The 16,915-nt window shown below is 60.9% G+C and carries 16 protein-coding genes and 1 pseudogene; 13 read left to right on the top strand and 4 right to left on the bottom strand.

The genetic code is table 11. The features are described from left to right. Positions 1-173: 173 nt before the first annotated feature. The 3 genes and pseudogenes from NKH89_RS23255 (at position 174) to NKH89_RS23245 (ending at position 2,179) form a co-directional block, all read left to right on the top strand. Positions 174-1,188, top strand: a pseudogene (locus NKH89_RS23255) (zinc-binding alcohol dehydrogenase family protein). A gap of 329 nt (positions 1,189-1,517) precedes the next feature. Continuing rightward, entirely contained in the window at positions 1,518-1,745 is a 228-nt protein-coding gene (locus NKH89_RS23250; protein ID WP_023718512.1) for a ribbon-helix-helix domain-containing protein, read from the top strand. Next, complete coding sequence (locus NKH89_RS23245; RefSeq protein ID WP_023718511.1) at positions 1,742-2,179, top strand: TA system VapC family ribonuclease toxin; 438 nt, start codon at positions 1,742-1,744, stop codon at positions 2,177-2,179. Before NKH89_RS23250 ends, NKH89_RS23245 begins: the two co-directional genes overlap by 4 nt. Before the next feature lie 187 nt (positions 2,180-2,366). On the opposite strand, the gene NKH89_RS23240 is transcribed toward NKH89_RS23245, so the two are convergent. Both NKH89_RS23240 and NKH89_RS23235 read right to left on the bottom strand, forming a co-directional pair. After that, the gene (locus NKH89_RS23240; RefSeq protein WP_352910064.1) at positions 2,367-3,494 is read right to left on the bottom strand and encodes an NAD(P)/FAD-dependent oxidoreductase; all 1,128 of its coding nucleotides are present in this window, start codon (positions 3,492-3,494) and stop codon (positions 2,367-2,369) included. Between the two features lie 64 nt (positions 3,495-3,558). Beyond that, a complete protein-coding gene (locus tag NKH89_RS23235; RefSeq protein ID WP_352639609.1) occupies positions 3,559-4,560 on the bottom strand; it encodes an SIS domain-containing protein in 1,002 nt (333 codons plus the stop codon). A 101-nt stretch (positions 4,561-4,661) separates the two neighbouring features. On the opposite strand from NKH89_RS23235, the gene NKH89_RS23230 reads away from it, so the two are divergent. From NKH89_RS23230 to NKH89_RS23210, 5 genes are all read left to right on the top strand, one after another. Continuing rightward, the gene (locus NKH89_RS23230) at positions 4,662-5,528 is read left to right on the top strand and encodes a PfkB family carbohydrate kinase (RefSeq protein WP_352910061.1); all 867 of its coding nucleotides are present in this window, start codon (positions 4,662-4,664) and stop codon (positions 5,526-5,528) included. Between the two features lie 160 nt (positions 5,529-5,688). Beyond that, positions 5,689-6,525 (top strand): ABC transporter substrate-binding protein, encoded by an 837-nt coding sequence (locus NKH89_RS23225; RefSeq protein WP_352483671.1) that lies wholly within the window; start codon positions 5,689-5,691, stop codon positions 6,523-6,525. Between the two features lie 76 nt (positions 6,526-6,601). Then, positions 6,602-8,131, top strand: a complete 1,530-nt coding sequence (locus NKH89_RS23220; protein ID WP_023718506.1) for an amino acid ABC transporter permease/ATP-binding protein — start codon at positions 6,602-6,604, stop codon at positions 8,129-8,131. Positions 8,132-8,240: 109 nt separating this feature from the next. After that, positions 8,241-9,350: a LacI family DNA-binding transcriptional regulator gene (locus tag NKH89_RS23215; protein ID WP_023718505.1), complete on the top strand. Its 1,110-nt coding sequence runs from the start codon at positions 8,241-8,243 to the stop codon at positions 9,348-9,350. A gap of 391 nt (positions 9,351-9,741) precedes the next feature. Then, positions 9,742-9,918, top strand: coding sequence for a DUF982 domain-containing protein (locus tag NKH89_RS23210; RefSeq protein ID WP_023718504.1), 177 nt, complete (start codon positions 9,742-9,744; stop codon positions 9,916-9,918). An 881-nt stretch (positions 9,919-10,799) separates the two neighbouring features. On the opposite strand, the gene NKH89_RS23205 is transcribed toward NKH89_RS23210, so the two are convergent. Both NKH89_RS23205 and NKH89_RS23200 read right to left on the bottom strand, forming a co-directional pair. Then, positions 10,800-11,417 (bottom strand): glutathione S-transferase family protein, encoded by a 618-nt coding sequence (locus NKH89_RS23205; protein WP_352483668.1) that lies wholly within the window; start codon positions 11,415-11,417, stop codon positions 10,800-10,802. A 95-nt stretch (positions 11,418-11,512) separates the two neighbouring features. Beyond that, complete coding sequence (locus NKH89_RS23200; RefSeq protein WP_031193821.1) at positions 11,513-12,586, bottom strand: pyridoxal-phosphate dependent enzyme; 1,074 nt, start codon at positions 12,584-12,586, stop codon at positions 11,513-11,515. A 75-nt stretch (positions 12,587-12,661) separates the two neighbouring features. Here NKH89_RS23200 and NKH89_RS23195 point away from each other — a divergent pair, with 75 nt between their 5' ends. The 5 genes from NKH89_RS23195 (at position 12,662) to NKH89_RS23175 (ending at position 16,897) form a co-directional block, all read left to right on the top strand. Further along, entirely contained in the window at positions 12,662-13,156 is a 495-nt protein-coding gene (locus NKH89_RS23195; protein WP_352910060.1) for an Lrp/AsnC family transcriptional regulator, read from the top strand. A gap of 305 nt (positions 13,157-13,461) precedes the next feature. After that, positions 13,462-14,124: a TetR/AcrR family transcriptional regulator gene (locus NKH89_RS23190; RefSeq protein ID WP_352910057.1), complete on the top strand. Its 663-nt coding sequence runs from the start codon at positions 13,462-13,464 to the stop codon at positions 14,122-14,124. A 111-nt stretch (positions 14,125-14,235) separates the two neighbouring features. After that, the gene (locus NKH89_RS23185; protein WP_023718497.1) at positions 14,236-15,099 is read left to right on the top strand and encodes a TauD/TfdA dioxygenase family protein; all 864 of its coding nucleotides are present in this window, start codon (positions 14,236-14,238) and stop codon (positions 15,097-15,099) included. 24 nt (positions 15,100-15,123) lie between these two features. After that, a complete protein-coding gene (locus NKH89_RS23180) occupies positions 15,124-16,071 on the top strand; it encodes a carbohydrate ABC transporter permease (protein WP_023718496.1) in 948 nt (315 codons plus the stop codon). Next, positions 16,061-16,897 carry a carbohydrate ABC transporter permease gene (locus NKH89_RS23175; protein WP_023718495.1) on the top strand — a complete coding sequence of 279 codons (837 nt, stop codon included), beginning with the start codon at positions 16,061-16,063 and terminating at the stop codon, positions 16,895-16,897. The genes NKH89_RS23180 and NKH89_RS23175 overlap by 11 nt, the downstream gene beginning before the upstream one ends. Positions 16,898-16,915 lie beyond the last annotated feature (18 nt).

The following is a 16,915-nucleotide window of genomic DNA, read 5'->3' as shown; positions in this document are numbered from 1 at the left end:
GGGGGGCCCCCCGGGCTCCTCTTTGGTTCCCGCGGGCGGGGGGGGGGGCGCGCTCCCCCCCTCCTCTTTTTGGGCTTTCCCCGGGGGGGGGGGGGTGTTCCCCCCCCCCCCCCCACTTCCTGTCGCCGGACTCCAGCTTAGCAAGGGGGTGAATTACAGTCATGGACCCCACCATCAAAGTCGTGCGATGCGCCGAGCCCGGCAGGCTGGTGTTTGAGGAGCAGCAGGCGCCAGGCACTCCGCCCGAAGGCTGGGCACTGGTCAATGTCGCCTATGTCGGGATATGCGGAACCGACTACCACATCTTCGAGGGCAGGCATCCTTATCTCACCTATCCGCGCGTCATGGGCCATGAGGTTTCGGGAACAATCGCGGCAATCAACGCGCCCGTGGACCTGTCGGTCGGAGAGCAAATCCTCGTCAATCCCTATCTTGCCTGCGGAAATTGTGCCGCCTGCCGCCAGGGCAAGCCTAACTGCTGCATGGCGATCGAGGTGCTTGGCGTGCACCGTGATGGTGCGATGAGCCAGCAGATTCTCGTGCCGGCGCAGAACTTGATTCCAGCGGCCGGCCTGTCACCGGTGGAGGCGGCCACGGTCGAGTTTCTGGCCATCGGTGCTCACGCGGTCCGCAGATCGGCCGGGCAATCGCACCTTGGTTATCGGCGCCGGGCCGATCGGCCTCGGCACCGCGCTCTTTGCGCGCATAGCGCAACTCAACGTGACCGTCATGGACGTCGATGCCGAGCGGCTGGCCTTTGCCGCAAGGCAATTGGGCTTCCTGGTGATCGACGGGTCGAAGGGATCGATCATCGAAACGATAGCGGCGCGAACTGCGGGAACAGGTTTCGATGTCGTCTTCGACGCAACGGGAAACAGCCGTTCGATGCAGTCTGCCTTTGCCTATGTTGCGTATGGCGGCGTCATGGTGATGGTCAGCGTCGTGCCGGACGATATAAGCTTCTCCGATCCAGAGTTCCACAAGCGCGAAATGATGCTGATCGGCAGTCGCAACGCGACGCGCGGGGATTTCCGGCACGTCATTGCCTCGATCCGCGCTGGAAAAATACCAATCGACCAGCTCGTCACCCACCGCACCACCTTGCGTGACAGCCCACGCGACATCGCAATCTGGGCGCAGCAGAAGTCCGGTCTGATCAAGGCCGTTATCGACGTAGGATCTGGCTGACTTCAGCAACACGATCAAGACATGTCATCGCAGCCCTGGTGCTGCATTGTGGGAGGGCGAGTTGCTCGGTGACGCCACGCTAAGCGTCGCGCTTGACACGGTATTCCGTGCGGTTTTCCTCAGATAACAATTGTCCCTGCCGAACTGGCTTGGCGTTTCGCTGATTACCGCGGGCGCAGTTTTCGTCGCATAAAGGTTGAAGCCGCGGAGCGACGATCTTTCCGGCAAAACGTGTTCCACGCAAATCCGCCGGGTATTCGCACCGCTTGAGTGTCCGACGTAGCTAGTCCACATCATGCGTGATGTTTGATGCGCGTCAGGAGAGTGATATGAGAACCACACTGGCGATTGATGACGACGTCCTGGTCGCGGCCAGGGCCATGGCCCGGCAGCAGGGTCGTAGCCTCGGCGAGGTCATTAGCGATCTCGCCCGGCGCTCGCTGCGCCGGCCTCAAGCTGGCGGCGAGCGCAACGGGATTCCTCTTCTGTCGCCTCGGCCGCATGCACCTCCTGTTACGCTTGAGACGGTCAACGCCTTGCGAAACGAACTGCCTTGACCTTCCTGCTCGGTGTCAATGTGCTGATCGCACTGATCGATCCTGGTCACGTCGCCTATGGCGACGCGCATGGCTGGTTCGAAGAGACGGGCAACGCGGCATGGGCTACTTGTCCGATCACCGAAAACGGCGTCCTGCGCATCGTCGGGAACCAAAGATATCCTAATTCTCCCGGCTCGCCCGCCATCGTTGCGCAAATCGTTACCAAGTTGCGGGCTCTGCACGGGCACAGCTTCTGGCCCGACGATGTGAGCCTGGTTGGCTCCGGCGACATCGATGCAGCGAAAATCCTGACTTCGGCACAGGTCACGGATACGTACCTTCTCGCGCTCGCCAAGGCGCGAGGCGGCCAACTTGCCAGCTTTGACCGCAAGCTGTCAGCGGCGCCCGTGAAGGGCGGGAAGTCTGCACTGCACCTAATTCCCACAAGGTAGACCGCCGGGCTCTTCGGTGCAGTCTGCCTTTCGATCTTCTTGGCTTTGAATTGAGGCTTGCGCAACTTGTCGCGCTCAGCGCACTCCAGTGGATCGCGAGCGGCTATCTGGCCATAGTTTGCGGGGCATTCATCTTCTCCCTTGAGCGTCCGCGCTTGGACAGTTCGGCCTTGCCGCAATTGCCCTTTCAGCTGAATCGATTAGCGCGAAACGTTGCAAGCATGGGATGCGGATTGCCTGAGGCGATTTCTTTGGCAAGCAATTCGCCGACGATCAATCCAAGCGTGGCGCCGCTGTGGCTAAAGGCGACGTGAAGCCCGGCGACGGTCTCGACGGAGCCAAGCACTGGCTCGCCGTCGCCCGGGATGGGCTTCGGGCCAACTGCATAGGTAGCGAGTTGGAGCCGCCGATTGCCCTCGAGCACCGCACTAGCCTCGTCGAGCAGTCCTTTGACGGTCTTGTCGTGCACGGTGTAAGTTCCATCAGAGTTGACCACGACTTCTTCCTCCGACCACGCCGAATCCAAAACAAGTTCGCCATCCGGCGTCGGGCGCACCGCCACGCGCGGCGTATTCAGCACGGCACGGAGCTCGGTCTTGATCGGCTTGGTTTTCAAGAGGAGTGAAATCGGCGTGGCGTCGGGGACACGAACTCCGATCTCCGCAAGCATGGCAGGCGTCGCTGGCCCAACGGCAAGGACCACTGCATCCGCCTTTAACGGCACACCGTCGGCAGTGACGACGCCACGCGCGCGACCACCTGTGGCATCTATCCGCACGCGTCCGGCGTTCTGGACGAGCTTGCCGCCGCGGGAGCGGAACTCATTGAGCAGCAGATCGATCAGGCAGGGCAGGTCAACCCATCCTTCGCCAGGATTGAAGATGGCCCCCTGCGGGGTGATTGCGCTGGCGTTGACACCGGGCGTCACTGCGCCGACTTCGGCAGGGCCGAGCAGAAGCGCGTCGTAACCAATATCCTGCTCCAGCTGGCAGATGGAGGCGATCTGGTTCGTCCCATCATCCGCATCCCAGGTGAGGCCGCCGTCAAAGCGAAGCCACGACGCCGTTTCCGGCCTTGTGGCCGCCAGGGTCCGATAACGGTCGATGCCCGCAAGCCTCAAGCGGTGGTAAGCAGTGTCAGCACGTCGCGCTGAGTTCAGCCAGGAAAGTGAACGGCCGGATGCACCGTTGGCCGGCACGCCGTCGTTGACAATGGTTACATCAAAGCCAAGACGAGCGAGGTGCAGCGCGGAAGAGATGCCGAAGATGCCAGCGCCGATGACGACGACTTGGCGCGGTTTTGGGGATGCAGTCATAGAAAAATCCTTCTACGCAGAAGCCGGGCTGGGAGTTGTTGGATGGCTGCAGAGCGCGGCGGAACTAGTAGTCCGTGAGCTTCTTCATGTAGCGCCGGCCCTCGAGCATCGGCTGGCCGCGCAGACCAGCCAGCGTATAGGCAAAACGCCATAGAGTGTCGAAGAAGACCAAGGGCACGAGATAGGGTTTGATGTGTTCGGACATACCGCTGAGGTCGAGTTCCGCTCCATCGAGCACCAGGATGTTTTCCCGGCTGCCGTGCTTGAAAAGGAAATCGCGAGCGCGTTCCGTAAGGTGCCTCGTCTCGTCCAAACCCATCAAGACCACGAAGCAAGTATCCCGGTCCACCACCTCGAACGGGCCGTGAAAGAACTCGTTGGCGTGTATGGCTTGCGAGTCGTACCACTGCATCTCCATCAACACGCAGATGGCGTAGGAATACGCCGCACCGTAGCTTGCACCGCTGGCCAGTGTGTAGATCGCTTTGCGCGGCGCGAAACGGGGTACGAAGGCCTTAAACCGGTCGGCATAGGTCCGGTGCGCACGTTCGATCGCCGGCTGAAGATGGCTCAGGCTCATCAGCAGATCGGCGGTCAGCCCGGCATCCTCCCGAGCATCGATTAGGCCGGCGAGCAACATGTAGAGCACGCCGTAGTTGCTGCGGGCTGCATCGATCGGTTTGCCCGTCGTGTAGGAGGCCTGGTAGGCGACTGCGTGGTCGACCGCCTGCGCGAGGGGCGATATCTGGTCGAGCGTCATGCCGATTGTCGTCGCGCCTTGATCCTTTGCATGATTGGCCGCTCGCACGGTCTCGTGGGTGGTGCCTGTCTGCGAGCAAAGGACAACGAGCGCGTCAGGTCCCAACCGTCGCGGATCTCGGCAGACGAACTCATCCGCGTTGTAGATATCGCAGGCGAATGTGCCGCTGTGACGGTCGACAAAGTATTTGCCTGCCATCATGATCGAGAGCGAGCCGCCGCACGCCACGAGGAATAGATGCGAAAACTGCCTGCCCGCCGTAGCGGCCAGGGCGCGTTCAACGTCGGCGGGGAGGGCGAAAATCATGAGGTTCCTCTTCTCGTTGACAGAGCTTGGGCCGGCGCACAATTGACAATGGCGGGCCATTGTGCGAACGTTATCACACCCTTTAAACTGAAAGTCCTGCGATGGTCAAGATTGCCGCGATGGGCGACAACGTGGTCGATTGTTATCTCGCTCGCGGCGAGATGTATCCTGGCGGAAATTGCCTCAATGTCTCGGTCTATGTCAGCCGCTTCGGCGGGCAGTCGGCGTATGTTGGGGCGATCGGCAAAGACCGGGCAGGGGACTTGATCCACGCCGCACTCAAGTCCGAGCGCGTGGACGTCACCCGATTGCGGCGCCTTGAAGGGCCGACCGCCTATTGCCTCATAGGTCACCGAAACGCCGATCGGATCTTCCTGGACTTCGACCTCGGCGTCTCGATGTTCACGCCGACGCAAGAAGATCTGCATTTTCTCTCGGGCTTTGAGGCCGTTCACATTGGCCAATCCAGCGGGTTAGACCCATGGGTTGCTGCGGTATCGAGTAAATCACTGTTATCTTACGATTTTTCAACGCGGCGGGACCCGGGACATCGACTCGAGATTGGGCCTCATTGCTATCTGGCCTCCGTCTCGGGTGACGGTCTCGACGACAATGAATTGGCTGCAATCGCATCCGAACTTCTTGCATGTGGTTCAAGGTGGGTTTTGGTGACTCGTGGTCGAGCCGGCGCTGTGCTTCACAGCGACACCGTCTCCTACCGCACCCCGGCGCAGCTGGTCGAACCCGTCGATACCCTGGGCGCGGGCGACACCTTCATCGCAAGAACGCTATTCGGCCTGCTTAAGAAAGAGGCGCCTCAGGACATTCTTAGCCAAGCCGCGGAGGCGGCGGCTGCTACCTGCCGGTACTACGGGGCGATCGGCTATGCGGCAGCAATTGATCTAGGAAAGATCACGCCGGAGGTCCTCCGCGGAGCTCGGCGCATTCAAGACGAGAGAACCGTCTAGTTGGGGAATTCAACTGAGCAATTGACGCGAGAAATGGACAATGCTAGTCAAAGTGATAACGTTCTCATTCATCTAACCAACGCCATGAAAGAGCGTTTTGATGGATGGGTCGTCGAGTGGGACCGCAGGCCGACTTCGGCCAATCGTAAGAGGAGAAGACATGCAAACGAATTCGAGCAGGCGCCAATTTGTGAAATCCGGTCTGGCGCTGACGATCGCGCTGGTGACAGGACTTGGCACGTTGGCCGCATCAACGCAGGCAAAAGCGGCCGACAACCCCTACAACCTCATCGACCCGACGGTGATCAGCGTCGGAACCATGGGCGATGCGAAACCCTATGTCTTCACCGACGCCAACGGCAACTTCACCGGTTTCGACGCTGAACTCTTCCGCGACGTAGCGCGCCGGCTCGGGTTCAAGGAGGAGCAGGTCGTTTTCACCGGTCAGGAATTCTCGGCCCTGCTGCCCTCTGTCGCCAACGGTCGCTTCGACGTCGCTGTCGCCGCCATTGGCACGACCGCGGAGCGCAAGAAGACCGTGGATTTTGGCGACGGCTATCTCGCTGGCTACCTGTCGATCATTTCGCCTGATCCGGCTCTGACGAGCAATGAGAGCACCGCCGGAAAGCGCATTGGCGTGATCCAGGGGACGTTGCAGGAAATCTATGCCGAGAAGAATCTGAAGGGCGACATCGTCAAATTCCCGGACAACAACACTGCCGTGGCGGCGCTGAACAACGGGACGATCGATGGGCATTTCACTGACTATGAGTCGGCCAAGCAGTATGTGGAGCGCTATAAGAACCTGAAGATAACAATGAACGTGCCGTCCTTCGATGCGCCAGCCGGTTTCGTGGTCAAGAAGGGCAACGACGCCTTCCGAGAAGCGCTCAACAAGGCATTGCGAGAGGCCATGGACGATGGCACCTGGAAACGGCTTCACGAGAAATGGTTCCCGGGTACCCCGATGCCGGATCAATATCTGCCAAAGAAGTAAATTCGCGCGTATTCGTTAGCGTTTCCGGCCGGGCCCGTGAGCAACGGTGCCCGGCCGAGTTATAGATGGACTTGATATGAGCTGGTTCGACAACTTCGCCCGCAGCTTTCTTGATTTCCAGGCGATGGCAGAAGTTCTGCCGAACATGGTGATGGTCGGCCTCAAGAACACCCTGATCCTGGCCCTTGCCTCGACGTTTTTCGGGACGCTGATCGGTATCGTACTCGCCGTGATGGGGATTTCCGAGAACCGGCCGCTGAAACTCCTTGCCCGAGTCTACACCGATATCTTCCGCGGGCTTCCTGCCATCGTCACAATCCTAATCATTGGCCAAGGCTTCGCGCGATTGGGCCGAGATCTGTTCGGTCCATCGCCTTATCCGCTGGGCATTCTGGCGCTCAGCCTGATCGCCGGCGCCTATATCGGGGAGATTTTCCGCGCCGGCATTCAGAGCGTCGAGCGTGGTCAGATCGACGCCACCCGCACTCTCGGCATGACCTATGGCCAAGGCATGCGCTTGGTGGTGATCCCGCAAGGCATCCGCCGCGTCCTGCCCGCACTGGTCAACCAGTTCATCGGCAACGTAAAGGACTCCAGCCTGGTCTATTTCCTTGGTCTGCTCGCCTCCGAACGCGAACTGTTCCGCGTCGGCCAGGACCAAGCCGTGCTGACCGGCAACTTGTCGCCGCTGTTGCTGGCCGGCGTGTTCTATCTCGTGATCACGGTGCCGCTAACCCACCTCGTCAATTACATCGACGCGCGCATGCGCGTCGGCAAACGTATCACCGCTGTGCAAAGTGGCCTCAAGGAAGTCGCCGAGCTTGCCGAAGCGGGCGTGCCGGGCACAGCGACGTTGCCTGCAGCAGAGCCCACACGCTTCAAGGGTGGCGGTATTGAGGTCAAGAATATCGACATGGCCTATGGCGCCGTCCAGGTCCTCCATGACGTCAGTCTGAAAGTGGAGCCGGGGACCGTCACCTGCCTCATCGGTCCATCCGGCTCGGGCAAGTCGACCTTGCTGCGTTGCCTCAACCGCCTCGTAGAGTGTCGAGCCGGTGACATTCTGCTCGATGGCGAAAGCATCTACAAACAGACCCCTGACCAACTCCGGCGGCGCGTCGGCATGGTTTTCCAGCAGTTCAATCTGTTCCCCGACCGCAGCGCGCTCGCCAACATCACCTTGGCGCTTCGCAAAGTTAAACGCATGTCGCGCGAGGAGGCTGAGGGCGCGGCCTTGGCGAGGCTGAATGAAGTCGGACTGCTGGAGCGTAAGGACCATCGGCCGGCCAATCTCTCGGGCGGGCAACAGCAGCGGGTGGCCATCGCGCGCGCCCTGGCCCTCGAACCCGAGATTATGCTGTTCGACGAAGTCACCAGCGCGCTCGATCCGGAATTGGTCAAAGGCGTCCTGAACTTGATGGCCGATCTCGGTCGGGGCGGGATGACGATGGTGGTCGTAACACACGAGATGAATTTCGCCCGCAAGGTCGCGAACCAGGTCGTATTCATGGACGAGGGGCGAATTGTCGAGGCAGGCCGACCAGAGGACCTATTTGATAACCCGCAAAGCCCGCGTCTTGGGCGCTTTTTGTCCGAGGTGCTGTGATTGCAATGGTGTGCGCAACGGCGGCTGTTCCGGTGTTCGGCCTTGCGGGGCGGGCTTAACTGCCGCTAGGTCGCCGGCACAACGCGCGCATGGGCGGTAGGTTTGCCGAGTGACTCAAAGATTACCCAAAAACGCAACTATCATAGAGGTCGCTCGCCGGGCCGGGGTGAGTTCCGCCACGGCCGGGCGTGTTCTTGGTGACTACGGCTACAGCAGCCCCGAGGTTCAGGAGAAGGTGCGGGCCGCAGCAGCTGAGCTGGGCTACCGCCCCAATCGCCTTGCCAAAGGTCTGATCACCGGTAAAACGCAGACTATCGGCGTTGTGGTTGGCGACATCGAAAGCCCATTCTACGCCAGCGTGCTGCGCGGAATAGGGGATGTCGCGCGCCGTGGCGGCTTCGGGGTTATCGTTACGAACAGTGATGAAAATGCCGAACTCGAGCAAGAGGCGGTGCAACTGCTGCTGGAAAAGCAGGTCGACGGTTTAATTGTCTCATCGACCTTCGTGGACGAGCCGGATCATCTTCGTGAAGCAGTCGCGGCTCGCTGTCCCGTCGTGCAGTTCGACCGCATGGTGGCGGGCCTGGAAACCGATTCAGTCGTGGTCGACAACGTTTCTGTAACGCATAGCAGCATCGCGGCGATGATAGCGGCCGGACACAGCCGCATCGGAATATTGGCGGAACTCGGGCCGGGCCAACGCGACGATGTTGGCTCGTTTGTGGCAAACGTTGATCTCTCCAGCGCTGATCTTCGCTACCATCATCCAAGCTGGCAGAGACTATTGGGTTATCTCGAAGCCCATCGCGCCGCGGGCATTACGCCGGATCCGCAGTTGATCCGTCGCGTGGCGGTCTATTCTAGCGAGGCAGCCCGCAAGGAGGCGCTCGATCTGCTGACAATGCGCAATGCACCGTCCGCTCTGTTTACGGCCGATGGTGTGATGTCGACAGGGGTTCTGGAGGCCATTTCCGCATTGAAGCTTGCGATTCCAGGAGACGTTTCGCTGCTCTGCTTCGACGATCTCGACTGGATGCAGTTCGTGACCCAGGGTATCACAGCCATCGCGCAGCCGGCACATTTGATTGGAGCGGCGGCAGCGGAGCTTCTCTTGAAGAGGTTGGCGGAGGCCACGTTACCTTTCGAGCACCGTGTCCTTGCGGCCCGCTTGGTGGAGCGCAATTCAATTGCAGTTCATCTCAACCGCGAGGCCGTCTGACCCGGCCGCAACGGTCTATGGCTGGGGCAGTCTCTAAGGGGCTCTGAGAAACGCACCGCGGCCGAGACGCGAGACTACAACCGTCATCACCGGCCCCGCTGCATCAGCGTTGCCACGACGGCTTTAGCCAAGCGGCTCGCATCACCGCAATGATCATCTCTGAGTTGGCAATGCATCCTAAAATAGATGTCTACGCTGCGTCCCTACCCCGATATGGCCAGCCAGAAGGGGCTGCGCGGGGCTGGGCCATAGCCGGTTTTCCGATCCTTGGCTCGAACCGGGGCGTGGCTGACGGAACTCTTAGTTTAGATAAGGCTTATGTACAAATGTCGCTCCATTGGTTTTCACCGTCGATTCCCGTAAAGACCGGCCGTCCCGGCGTCATCTACCAATGCAGCAACGTCGAAGGGCCGCTGAGCAGCTCCTGAAGTGGAGCAAGCGCGGCCCTAAGTGGCATAGCGCGGTGCAACTCTGCATGGATGCAATGATCGATCAGGTGAAGCCCGATGTGGTTCGCAGAGCGTTCCTTGAGGCCGCCAAAGAGGAGGGAAAGCTACTGCCGCCGTAGCTCTTGTCTCCGAAGGAAGCTCATTCCATATCAGGCACGTCGCGGCTGACGAACAATGTCGTCGGCTCGCCGTATTCGCCTAATGCAGGGTTAGCATCGCGCGACCACGGCAATGACGCCAGCGTGTTTCGCCGCCAAGCCTCTCGCAGCCCATACCGCCCGGTCCTCGGTCTGGGAGGCTTCGGCCTGTGAATCGGCGTGCAAAATCGGCGTCGAATTTTGCACGCCGATTCACAAGTGTTGCCGTCGGGTCATGATGATCTCCCTTCGCACACTTTGCTTTGCTCGGCACGAGCTGGGTTGCGTTCCGCTCAGCCCAACCGTCGACCGCCTCGAGCCGCATACCGCTGTCGTCGAGACGTCAGGCGTCCCGCGCACGACCAGCCCTCCGTAAATGTCGTCTCGAACTGTTCCGGCGACGGAACGACCGTCTTCATTTTGGTGTCGATGCGCTGGCGTTCAAAGAGATATAGCCGCTACCTGAGATACTCGCTGTCGAATCCGGCTGTTTCGACCAGCTTCTTGCGGTTGATCACCTCTACATGGCCAGGCAGTTGATCTGCCAAACCTCGATGTCGTGGTCGCTTTTGCCGGCGTGACGCACGTGCCGGAACGGTGGCTTTCAAATTTGTCCGACGCTGGCCGGATGGCACTGCCGTTCACAGGTGAGGACCGACGAGGTTTCATGATGCTTCTGGAAAGGGTCGGCGATACGTTTCCCGTACGGTCACTTGTGCCATGCGGGTTTTACCCCTGCAGCGGAGCTAGGCGCAGTGACGAAGAAAAGGCCTTGATGGCCGCCCTCAAGGCTGCCCGAGGCAAGGTCACACGCTTGGCTGGTGACCGACACATACTGGATTTCGAAAGCCTAGCGATCGATATCAATCACGCGTGTCGCCGTCGTAGGGTGTGGCACGCATTGAAGGGCGTTCCACGAAGGATCTATACCATCGTGTCAGTCGTGGCCTTCCCTGCAAGAAGTCGGGCAGTCCCCGGAATTCCAGCCAGCTTAGACAAGTGGCGAGCGCGATGTGGCCGACATGGAGCGGTGCGTCGAATTCGACCTCGCGTTCCACGAAGTTATAGGATTCGATGAGCTTCATCGTCATGCCTGCGCCCAAGGCAGGATAACGCAGATGTTCAGGGCGGCGCTCGTTTTCCCAGCGGATGGAAATGCCTGCGTCGCACATGCCGCCGGCGAGCGCCTGGAGGCGCAAGGCGGACCATTTTGCTCGCCCTGTTTCGGGGATGAGCCGAGGACTGCTTTCGAGACTGTCGAGATAGCTGCAGATTACGCTCGAATCGAAGATCGCATAGCCGTCGTCGAGAACGAGAGCGGGCACCTTGCCAAGCGGATTGATCGCAAACACATCATCGTTGCGATTGATGGGGCTCGTCTCGTGATGAATGACGCGCAGACGTCCGGCAAGCCCGGCCTCGTGGGCAAAGACCAGAACCTTGCGCGCGTAGGGGGAGTGGGTCTGGTAGATGAGCTTCATGGACCCGTTCTGCGTTGAGTCTGAAGCGCGGGCATCTCGAGCAGTCCGCGGCCCAGCCGCTCTTTTGTTCAATGGTCCGGGGTTTGGCGCCATCGTCATGCGTCCTTCTCCAGTTCGGCCTCGGTCACGATGATCAGCACCCGGCTCGATTCGTCGAGCGCAAGCTCCCGCGATGGGCCGGAAGTCGCGACGGCGGTGGCGAGGCCGGCGAGGCCGGCCGCACCCGACGGGGTTGTGCCTGGACCGTTTGCCTCGCGAAGTCGGCTCTTCGCGTCGGCAAGCGCCGCTTCGGACACGGTTATGACCCGAGCGTTGCCTTGGCGGAGTACGTCGAGCGCCGATGCGGCTGCTTCGCCACAGGCGAGCATGTCTGCCGACGTCTTGAGATCGCCGGATATCCGCACGGACCGTGCTTGCGACAGCCCGGCCGCGACGCAGGCTGCGGCCTCTGGTTCTACTACGACGATCATGGCTGGAGGCATCAACCAGTCCTTCAGCCCAGTCGTCAGGGCGGCGGCAAGTCCGCCGACACCGGCCTGCACGAAGAGGTGGGTTGGCCTCAGATGGCCGATCTCGTTGACCTGGCGACGAATTTCCGCAGCAAGCACGCCATAGCCAGCGACGACATCTGCTACAGCTAGGTCGTCCGGGTCGCTAGAGGTGTCGGCCACCAGAATGCCTTCTCCGGCCCGGGCCGCCGCGGAGGCCCGATCGACGGCATCGTCGTAGGTGCCGTCGACCCACACGATTTCGGCGCCTTGTGATTCGATACGCCTGACCCGCGCCGCAGGAACGCCCGTGTGGAGGTATATTTTTGCCGTCCCACCGGCAAACTTCGCCGCCGCGGCAACGGCAAGTCCGTGATTGCCGGCGCTGGCCGTGATTAACGCCGGCAACGGCGTCCTGGCCCGCTCTGGATCGAGCAATTCGTCGATATCCATCCCGGTAGCCCGGGCCAGAGCACACAGACCAGCATAAGTGCCGCCGAGGGACTTGAAGCTGCCCAGGGCACGGTGTCCCTCGTTCTTGGCAAGCACCTGGGCCACATCCAGGCTCGCAGCGAGGTTTGGCAGGTCGAGCAACGGTGTCGGTGCATAAAATGGCGACAGGCGCTGTAACAGCGCCGCGATCTGATCAGGGTCAAGGCCCGGCTGTGTGTCTATGGCCATGAGGCGAAGTTCTATCCCGGAAACCACGCCGGTTGGCGCCTATTATCGTTGCTCGCCTGCCTGATTTCGTCATACATGCCTGTCGTCATGACGAAAACTGCCGTCCTCGATCGCTTCGACTATGTGCTGCTGTCGCTGGTTCAGCGCGACAACCAGATCCCGGCGCGGCGTCTCGCCGAGCAGGTCGGGCTTTCCCAGAGCGCGGTTCTGCGCCGCCTGCGCCGGCTGCGGAAGGATGGCGTGATCGCAGCAGACATTGCCGTCGTTCGCCCGGGGGCCGTGGGCCTGCCGCTAACCATCCATGTGCTCGTTTCCCTGGAACGGGAGAGCGCTGTCGAGTTGGACGCCTTCATCGGCAAGCTTCGCGGGCGCTCGGAGGTTCGTCAGGCTTGGTATGTCACCGGTGAAACCGATTTCGTGCTCCTCCTGCAATTGCCAGGGATGGAGGCGTACGATGTCTTCACGCGGGAAGTCTTCCACGCCGATTCGAACGTGAAGGCGTTTCGCACCATCGTGACGATGCGAGAAGTGATCGGCGCAGCCGATGCGCAGCCGCTATCCACTGCCTGAGTTTGTGGCGTGTCCCCAGCAAGGTCATTGCCCTTTTGACCGGTAATATCAGTCAAGGGCGCGAACCAGGTTGAAGGTCGATATACGCGTTCCCGTATCTACTCACCCGCCCCACCGCGAATGTCTGCACCTGGCGCAAATTAGTTCCGCCAGTGCGTAGAAAGAGACTCTAGTACGACGGGTACATCGCATGGCAATTTGTGATAGCAACGCTGATCGCGTCTGGTGCCGGTCGGTGGGCGGTTGCGGCTCGTTCCGGCATAGTGATCGTCGCGGCAGCGAGCGGCATGAATTTCGGAAGGCATATGAGAGCCAACATTTCAGGATCTCCCGGTGACGAGGCGCACTCTACGCGGACCAGAATCAAAGAGGTCGCGGCCGAGTTCTATGTCCTGCGCGGCCACGATGGTTTCAGCTTCGGCGATATAGCGACGGCAATCGGCACGACGCGCGCCAACATCCATCATCACTTCGGCAACAAGCGTCAGCTGATGGAGGAATTGATCGCAGACTTCGCCGCCAACGCCGAGGCCCGCATCAAGCGCTTCTGGACGACCCCCGATATCCGGTTCTTCGACCGTCTCGATATGCAGCTCGAGGATCTGCGCCGTTTCTACGAACGTTTCAATGCTGACAAGGGAGCCCGCAATATGTGGAGCCCGCTTTCGCGCCTTCGCCACGACCTCCCGGTTCTCGGCGAACCAGCGGAACGTGCCCTGGAGCGCGTCAACCGGGTCTATGATCAGAGCCTGCGTCATGCGGTAGACCAGGCGGTGAAGGACGGAGAGCTTTCCTCCCACACACTCAGCGACGAGCTCGTGCACATGCTGCGCATTACCCTTCTGTCCTGTCCACCAATGACGCAGGACACCGGAAGCTTCGACGAGGTCGCCAGGACCTTCGCAGCGCTCGCCGCGATCATCCGCGCCGCTTGGCATGATGCGGGGAAGGGCTCGGGTCGAGGCTAGATATCCAGTGGATCAAAGCGAGGGTGAGTTGACAGCCTTTGGCTTTCAAGTTACTTACTTGCAGGTAAGTCAGCCCATGATGGCGACGAGGCGCGTATTAGGGAGGATCACGTGCTGCGCGATGACGCATTCACTCGTTTCGAGGTCAGCCCCTTCACTGGAGCGCTCGGTGCAGAAATTCGTGGGATCGATCTGGCGAGCGCGAGCGAGGATGCCTTCCAGGACGTTCGCCGCGCGCTCTACAAGTATCATGCGCTCGCCGTGCGCGATCAGGAGCTTGACGCCGCCGGCGTCCACAAGGTCGCCCGCCGGTTCGGACCATTTAGCGGCAATCCGGTGCACACGCCGATCGACGGCTTTAACGATATCGTGCGCTTCGTGCGCGAGCCGGACGACACGGGCAAGGTGATCGGCGAGGACTGGCACATGGACCTCGCCTGGCTACCGAAGCCGCCGGGCATTACGATCCTCTACGGTGAGGAGGTGCCGCCGGTTGGCGGCGACACCTGCTTCTCCAGCCTCGAGAAGGCATATGACTCGCTTTCGCCGCGGCTGGTCGAGATCCTGCAAGGCCTGACGGGCGTCCATAGCGGCCGCGGGGTCTTCGCCATCAACGCGGCCCACAGCCGGCTCGGCGTCAAGGCCGATGTCGAGGCGATCGAGAATGCCGTCGTCGAGCATCCTGTGATCTGTCGCCACCCCGAGACTGGCCGGCGCTATGTCTTCGTCAGCAGCGTGATGACCAATTTCAAGGGGATGACGGAGGAAGAAAGCAAGCCGATGATCGACTTCCTGATGGCGCGGGCTGTCCGGCCCGAGTTCAACTGCAGGCTGCGTTGGGAACCGAAGACGCTCGGTATGTGGAACAATCCCCATGTCCTGCACACCGCCATCAACGATTATCCCGGATATCGCCGGGTGATGTACAGGACAACGGTGGAGGGCACCGTTCCACTTGCCGCCAGGGACGGCTGACGCGCAACCGCTCAGGGAGGAGCAATGGCATTTGGTTCCGAGGCATCCGTCGGCCACAGGGGGGAGGGGACGGCGGAAGCGGCTGGCGAGACCAAGAGGCGGCGCTTCGCGTTTTCGCCTGCCTACCTCTATGCGACGCCCGTACACCTCCTGGTGCTTGGGATCATCGTGCTCCCCGCCATCTTCGTCCTGTGGCTGAGTTTCGAAGCCTCGTCATTCGGCCAATCGGCAACCTTCGTTGGGTTCGATAACTACATCCGCGTCCTCACCGATCCCTATTTTTGGTGTTCGGTCTGGAACACCGTCCTCGTCGTCGCCGTGGCGGTTCACATCGAACTGCTGCTCGGCCTTGGCCTGGCCCTGCTTTTCGCTTCCGGGCTTCCCCTCCAGCGCGTCATGCTCGTCGTGGTGCTCGCTCCCTACGCCATCAGCGAGGTGACGGCGGTCGCAATGTGGCGCTTCCTGTTCGATCCGGACGTCGGCCCAATCACGCTGATGCTGCGATATACCGGTCTGCCGACGCTCGACTGGACGTTCATCCCTTCCCACGGCCTCGTCCTCGTCGGCCTGCTCACGATCTGGCTGCACCTGCCATTCACATTCATCATCCTCTATGCGGCACGACTCGCGGTTCCGAAGGAGCTCTACGAGGCTGGGCGCACCGACGGGGCCAATGCGTTCCAGCTCTTCCGCAACATCACGCTGCCGCTCCTGGCGCCAGCGATGCTCATCGCGCTGCTCTTCCGCTACATCTTCGCCTTCCGCCTCTTTTCCGAGGTCTGGCTCCTGACCCAGGGCGGCCCGGCACGCACGACCGAGGTCGTTTCCGTTTATCTTTATCAGGAAGGCTTCCGCTACAACTCGTTCGGCACGGCGGCCGCGACGGCGTGGATGATGGTCGTCATCTCGCTGCTGCTTGCGACTGGCTATGTATGGCGGCTGCGCAAGGAATCCCTGGCCAATGCGTTCTAGGCGTCTCGCCATCGGTGCCGGAAAGATGCTCGCTGTTGCGGCAATCGTCGTCTGGTCACTGTTTCCGATCGGCTTCATCGTGCTCTCGTCGTTCAAACCCGGTCGCGAGATTTTCGCGGTTCCACCGGAGCTCTTCTTCGAACCGACCTTGGAGCACTACGCCTCGCTGTGGCAGCGCTGGCCGGCCTTTTTCGACGGGCTCGTCAACAGCCTGATCATCACCACCGGGGCGACGGCGCTTGCCGTCATGGCAAGTATGCTCGCCGGTTTTGCCTACTCACGCTATCGGGGCGTCCGTTTCCTGGAAGGATCGGTGATGTTTCTGATCGGATCGCGGCTGATCCCGCCGATCGTCGTGACGCTGCCACTGTTCCCGGTCGTCAATCGGCTCGGGCTCAACGACACCCATCTGGTGCTGATCCTGCTCTACGCGACGTTCTTTGTCTCGCTCGGCACGCTCTTGATGCGCACGTTCATCGATCAGGTACCGCGCGAACTCGACGAGGCGGCTGTCCTCGATGGCGCGCGGCCGCTGACGATCCTTGTCAAGATCATCTTGCCGCTCGTAGCGCCCGGCATGCTCGCCGTCGCCGTCTTCGTAGTCGTCTTCGCGTGGAACGAGTTTCTGTTCGCCTATATCTTCACCGCCAACCACGCCAAGACCGCGCCTCTGGTCCTTTCGGAGATGATCAGTTCGATCGACGGCGTCGACTGGGGCGTGCTCTTTGCGGCCTCTACCGTCCAATTGCTGCCGGTTCTCGTCTTCGTGGTCCTGATGAACCGGTTTCTGGTCGCCGGATTGACCGCCGGCGCGACCAAGGGGTGACGACGTCACCGAGAAAGG

The organism is Mesorhizobium sp. M0923, from assembly GCF_040319365.1.
Lineage (GTDB): Bacteria > Pseudomonadota > Alphaproteobacteria > Rhizobiales > Rhizobiaceae > Mesorhizobium.
Note: the sequence above shows the minus strand (reverse complement) of the source record. Positions and strands in the feature narration are given on the sequence as shown.

Excerpts from the sequence above, each read along its gene's own strand:
- NKH89_RS23220 (WP_023718506.1), top strand. The coding sequence starts at position 6,602 with ATGAGCTGGTTCGACAACTTCGCCCGCAGCTTTCTTGATTTCCAGGCG.
- NKH89_RS23250 (WP_023718512.1), top strand. The coding sequence starts at position 1,518 with ATGAGAACCACACTGGCGATTGATGACGACGTCCTGGTCGCGGCCAGG.
- NKH89_RS23240 (WP_352910064.1), bottom strand. The coding sequence starts at position 3,494 with ATGACTGCATCCCCAAAACCGCGCCAAGTCGTCGTCATCGGCGCTGGC.
- NKH89_RS23195 (WP_352910060.1), top strand. The coding sequence starts at position 12,662 with ATGCCTGTCGTCATGACGAAAACTGCCGTCCTCGATCGCTTCGACTAT.
- NKH89_RS23235 (WP_352639609.1), bottom strand. The coding sequence starts at position 4,560 with ATGATTTTCGCCCTCCCCGCCGACGTTGAACGCGCCCTGGCCGCTACG.
- NKH89_RS23180 (WP_023718496.1), top strand. The coding sequence starts at position 15,124 with ATGGCATTTGGTTCCGAGGCATCCGTCGGCCACAGGGGGGAGGGGACG.
- NKH89_RS23200 (WP_031193821.1), bottom strand. The coding sequence starts at position 12,586 with ATGGCCATAGACACACAGCCGGGCCTTGACCCTGATCAGATCGCGGCG.
- NKH89_RS23230 (WP_352910061.1), top strand. The coding sequence starts at position 4,662 with ATGGTCAAGATTGCCGCGATGGGCGACAACGTGGTCGATTGTTATCTC.
- NKH89_RS23225 (WP_352483671.1), top strand. The coding sequence starts at position 5,689 with ATGCAAACGAATTCGAGCAGGCGCCAATTTGTGAAATCCGGTCTGGCG.
- NKH89_RS23205 (WP_352483668.1), bottom strand. The coding sequence starts at position 11,417 with ATGAAGCTCATCTACCAGACCCACTCCCCCTACGCGCGCAAGGTTCTG.
- NKH89_RS23190 (WP_352910057.1), top strand. The coding sequence starts at position 13,462 with ATGAGAGCCAACATTTCAGGATCTCCCGGTGACGAGGCGCACTCTACG.
- NKH89_RS23175 (WP_023718495.1), top strand. The coding sequence starts at position 16,061 with ATGCGTTCTAGGCGTCTCGCCATCGGTGCCGGAAAGATGCTCGCTGTT.
- NKH89_RS23210 (WP_023718504.1), top strand. The coding sequence starts at position 9,742 with ATGCAGCAACGTCGAAGGGCCGCTGAGCAGCTCCTGAAGTGGAGCAAG.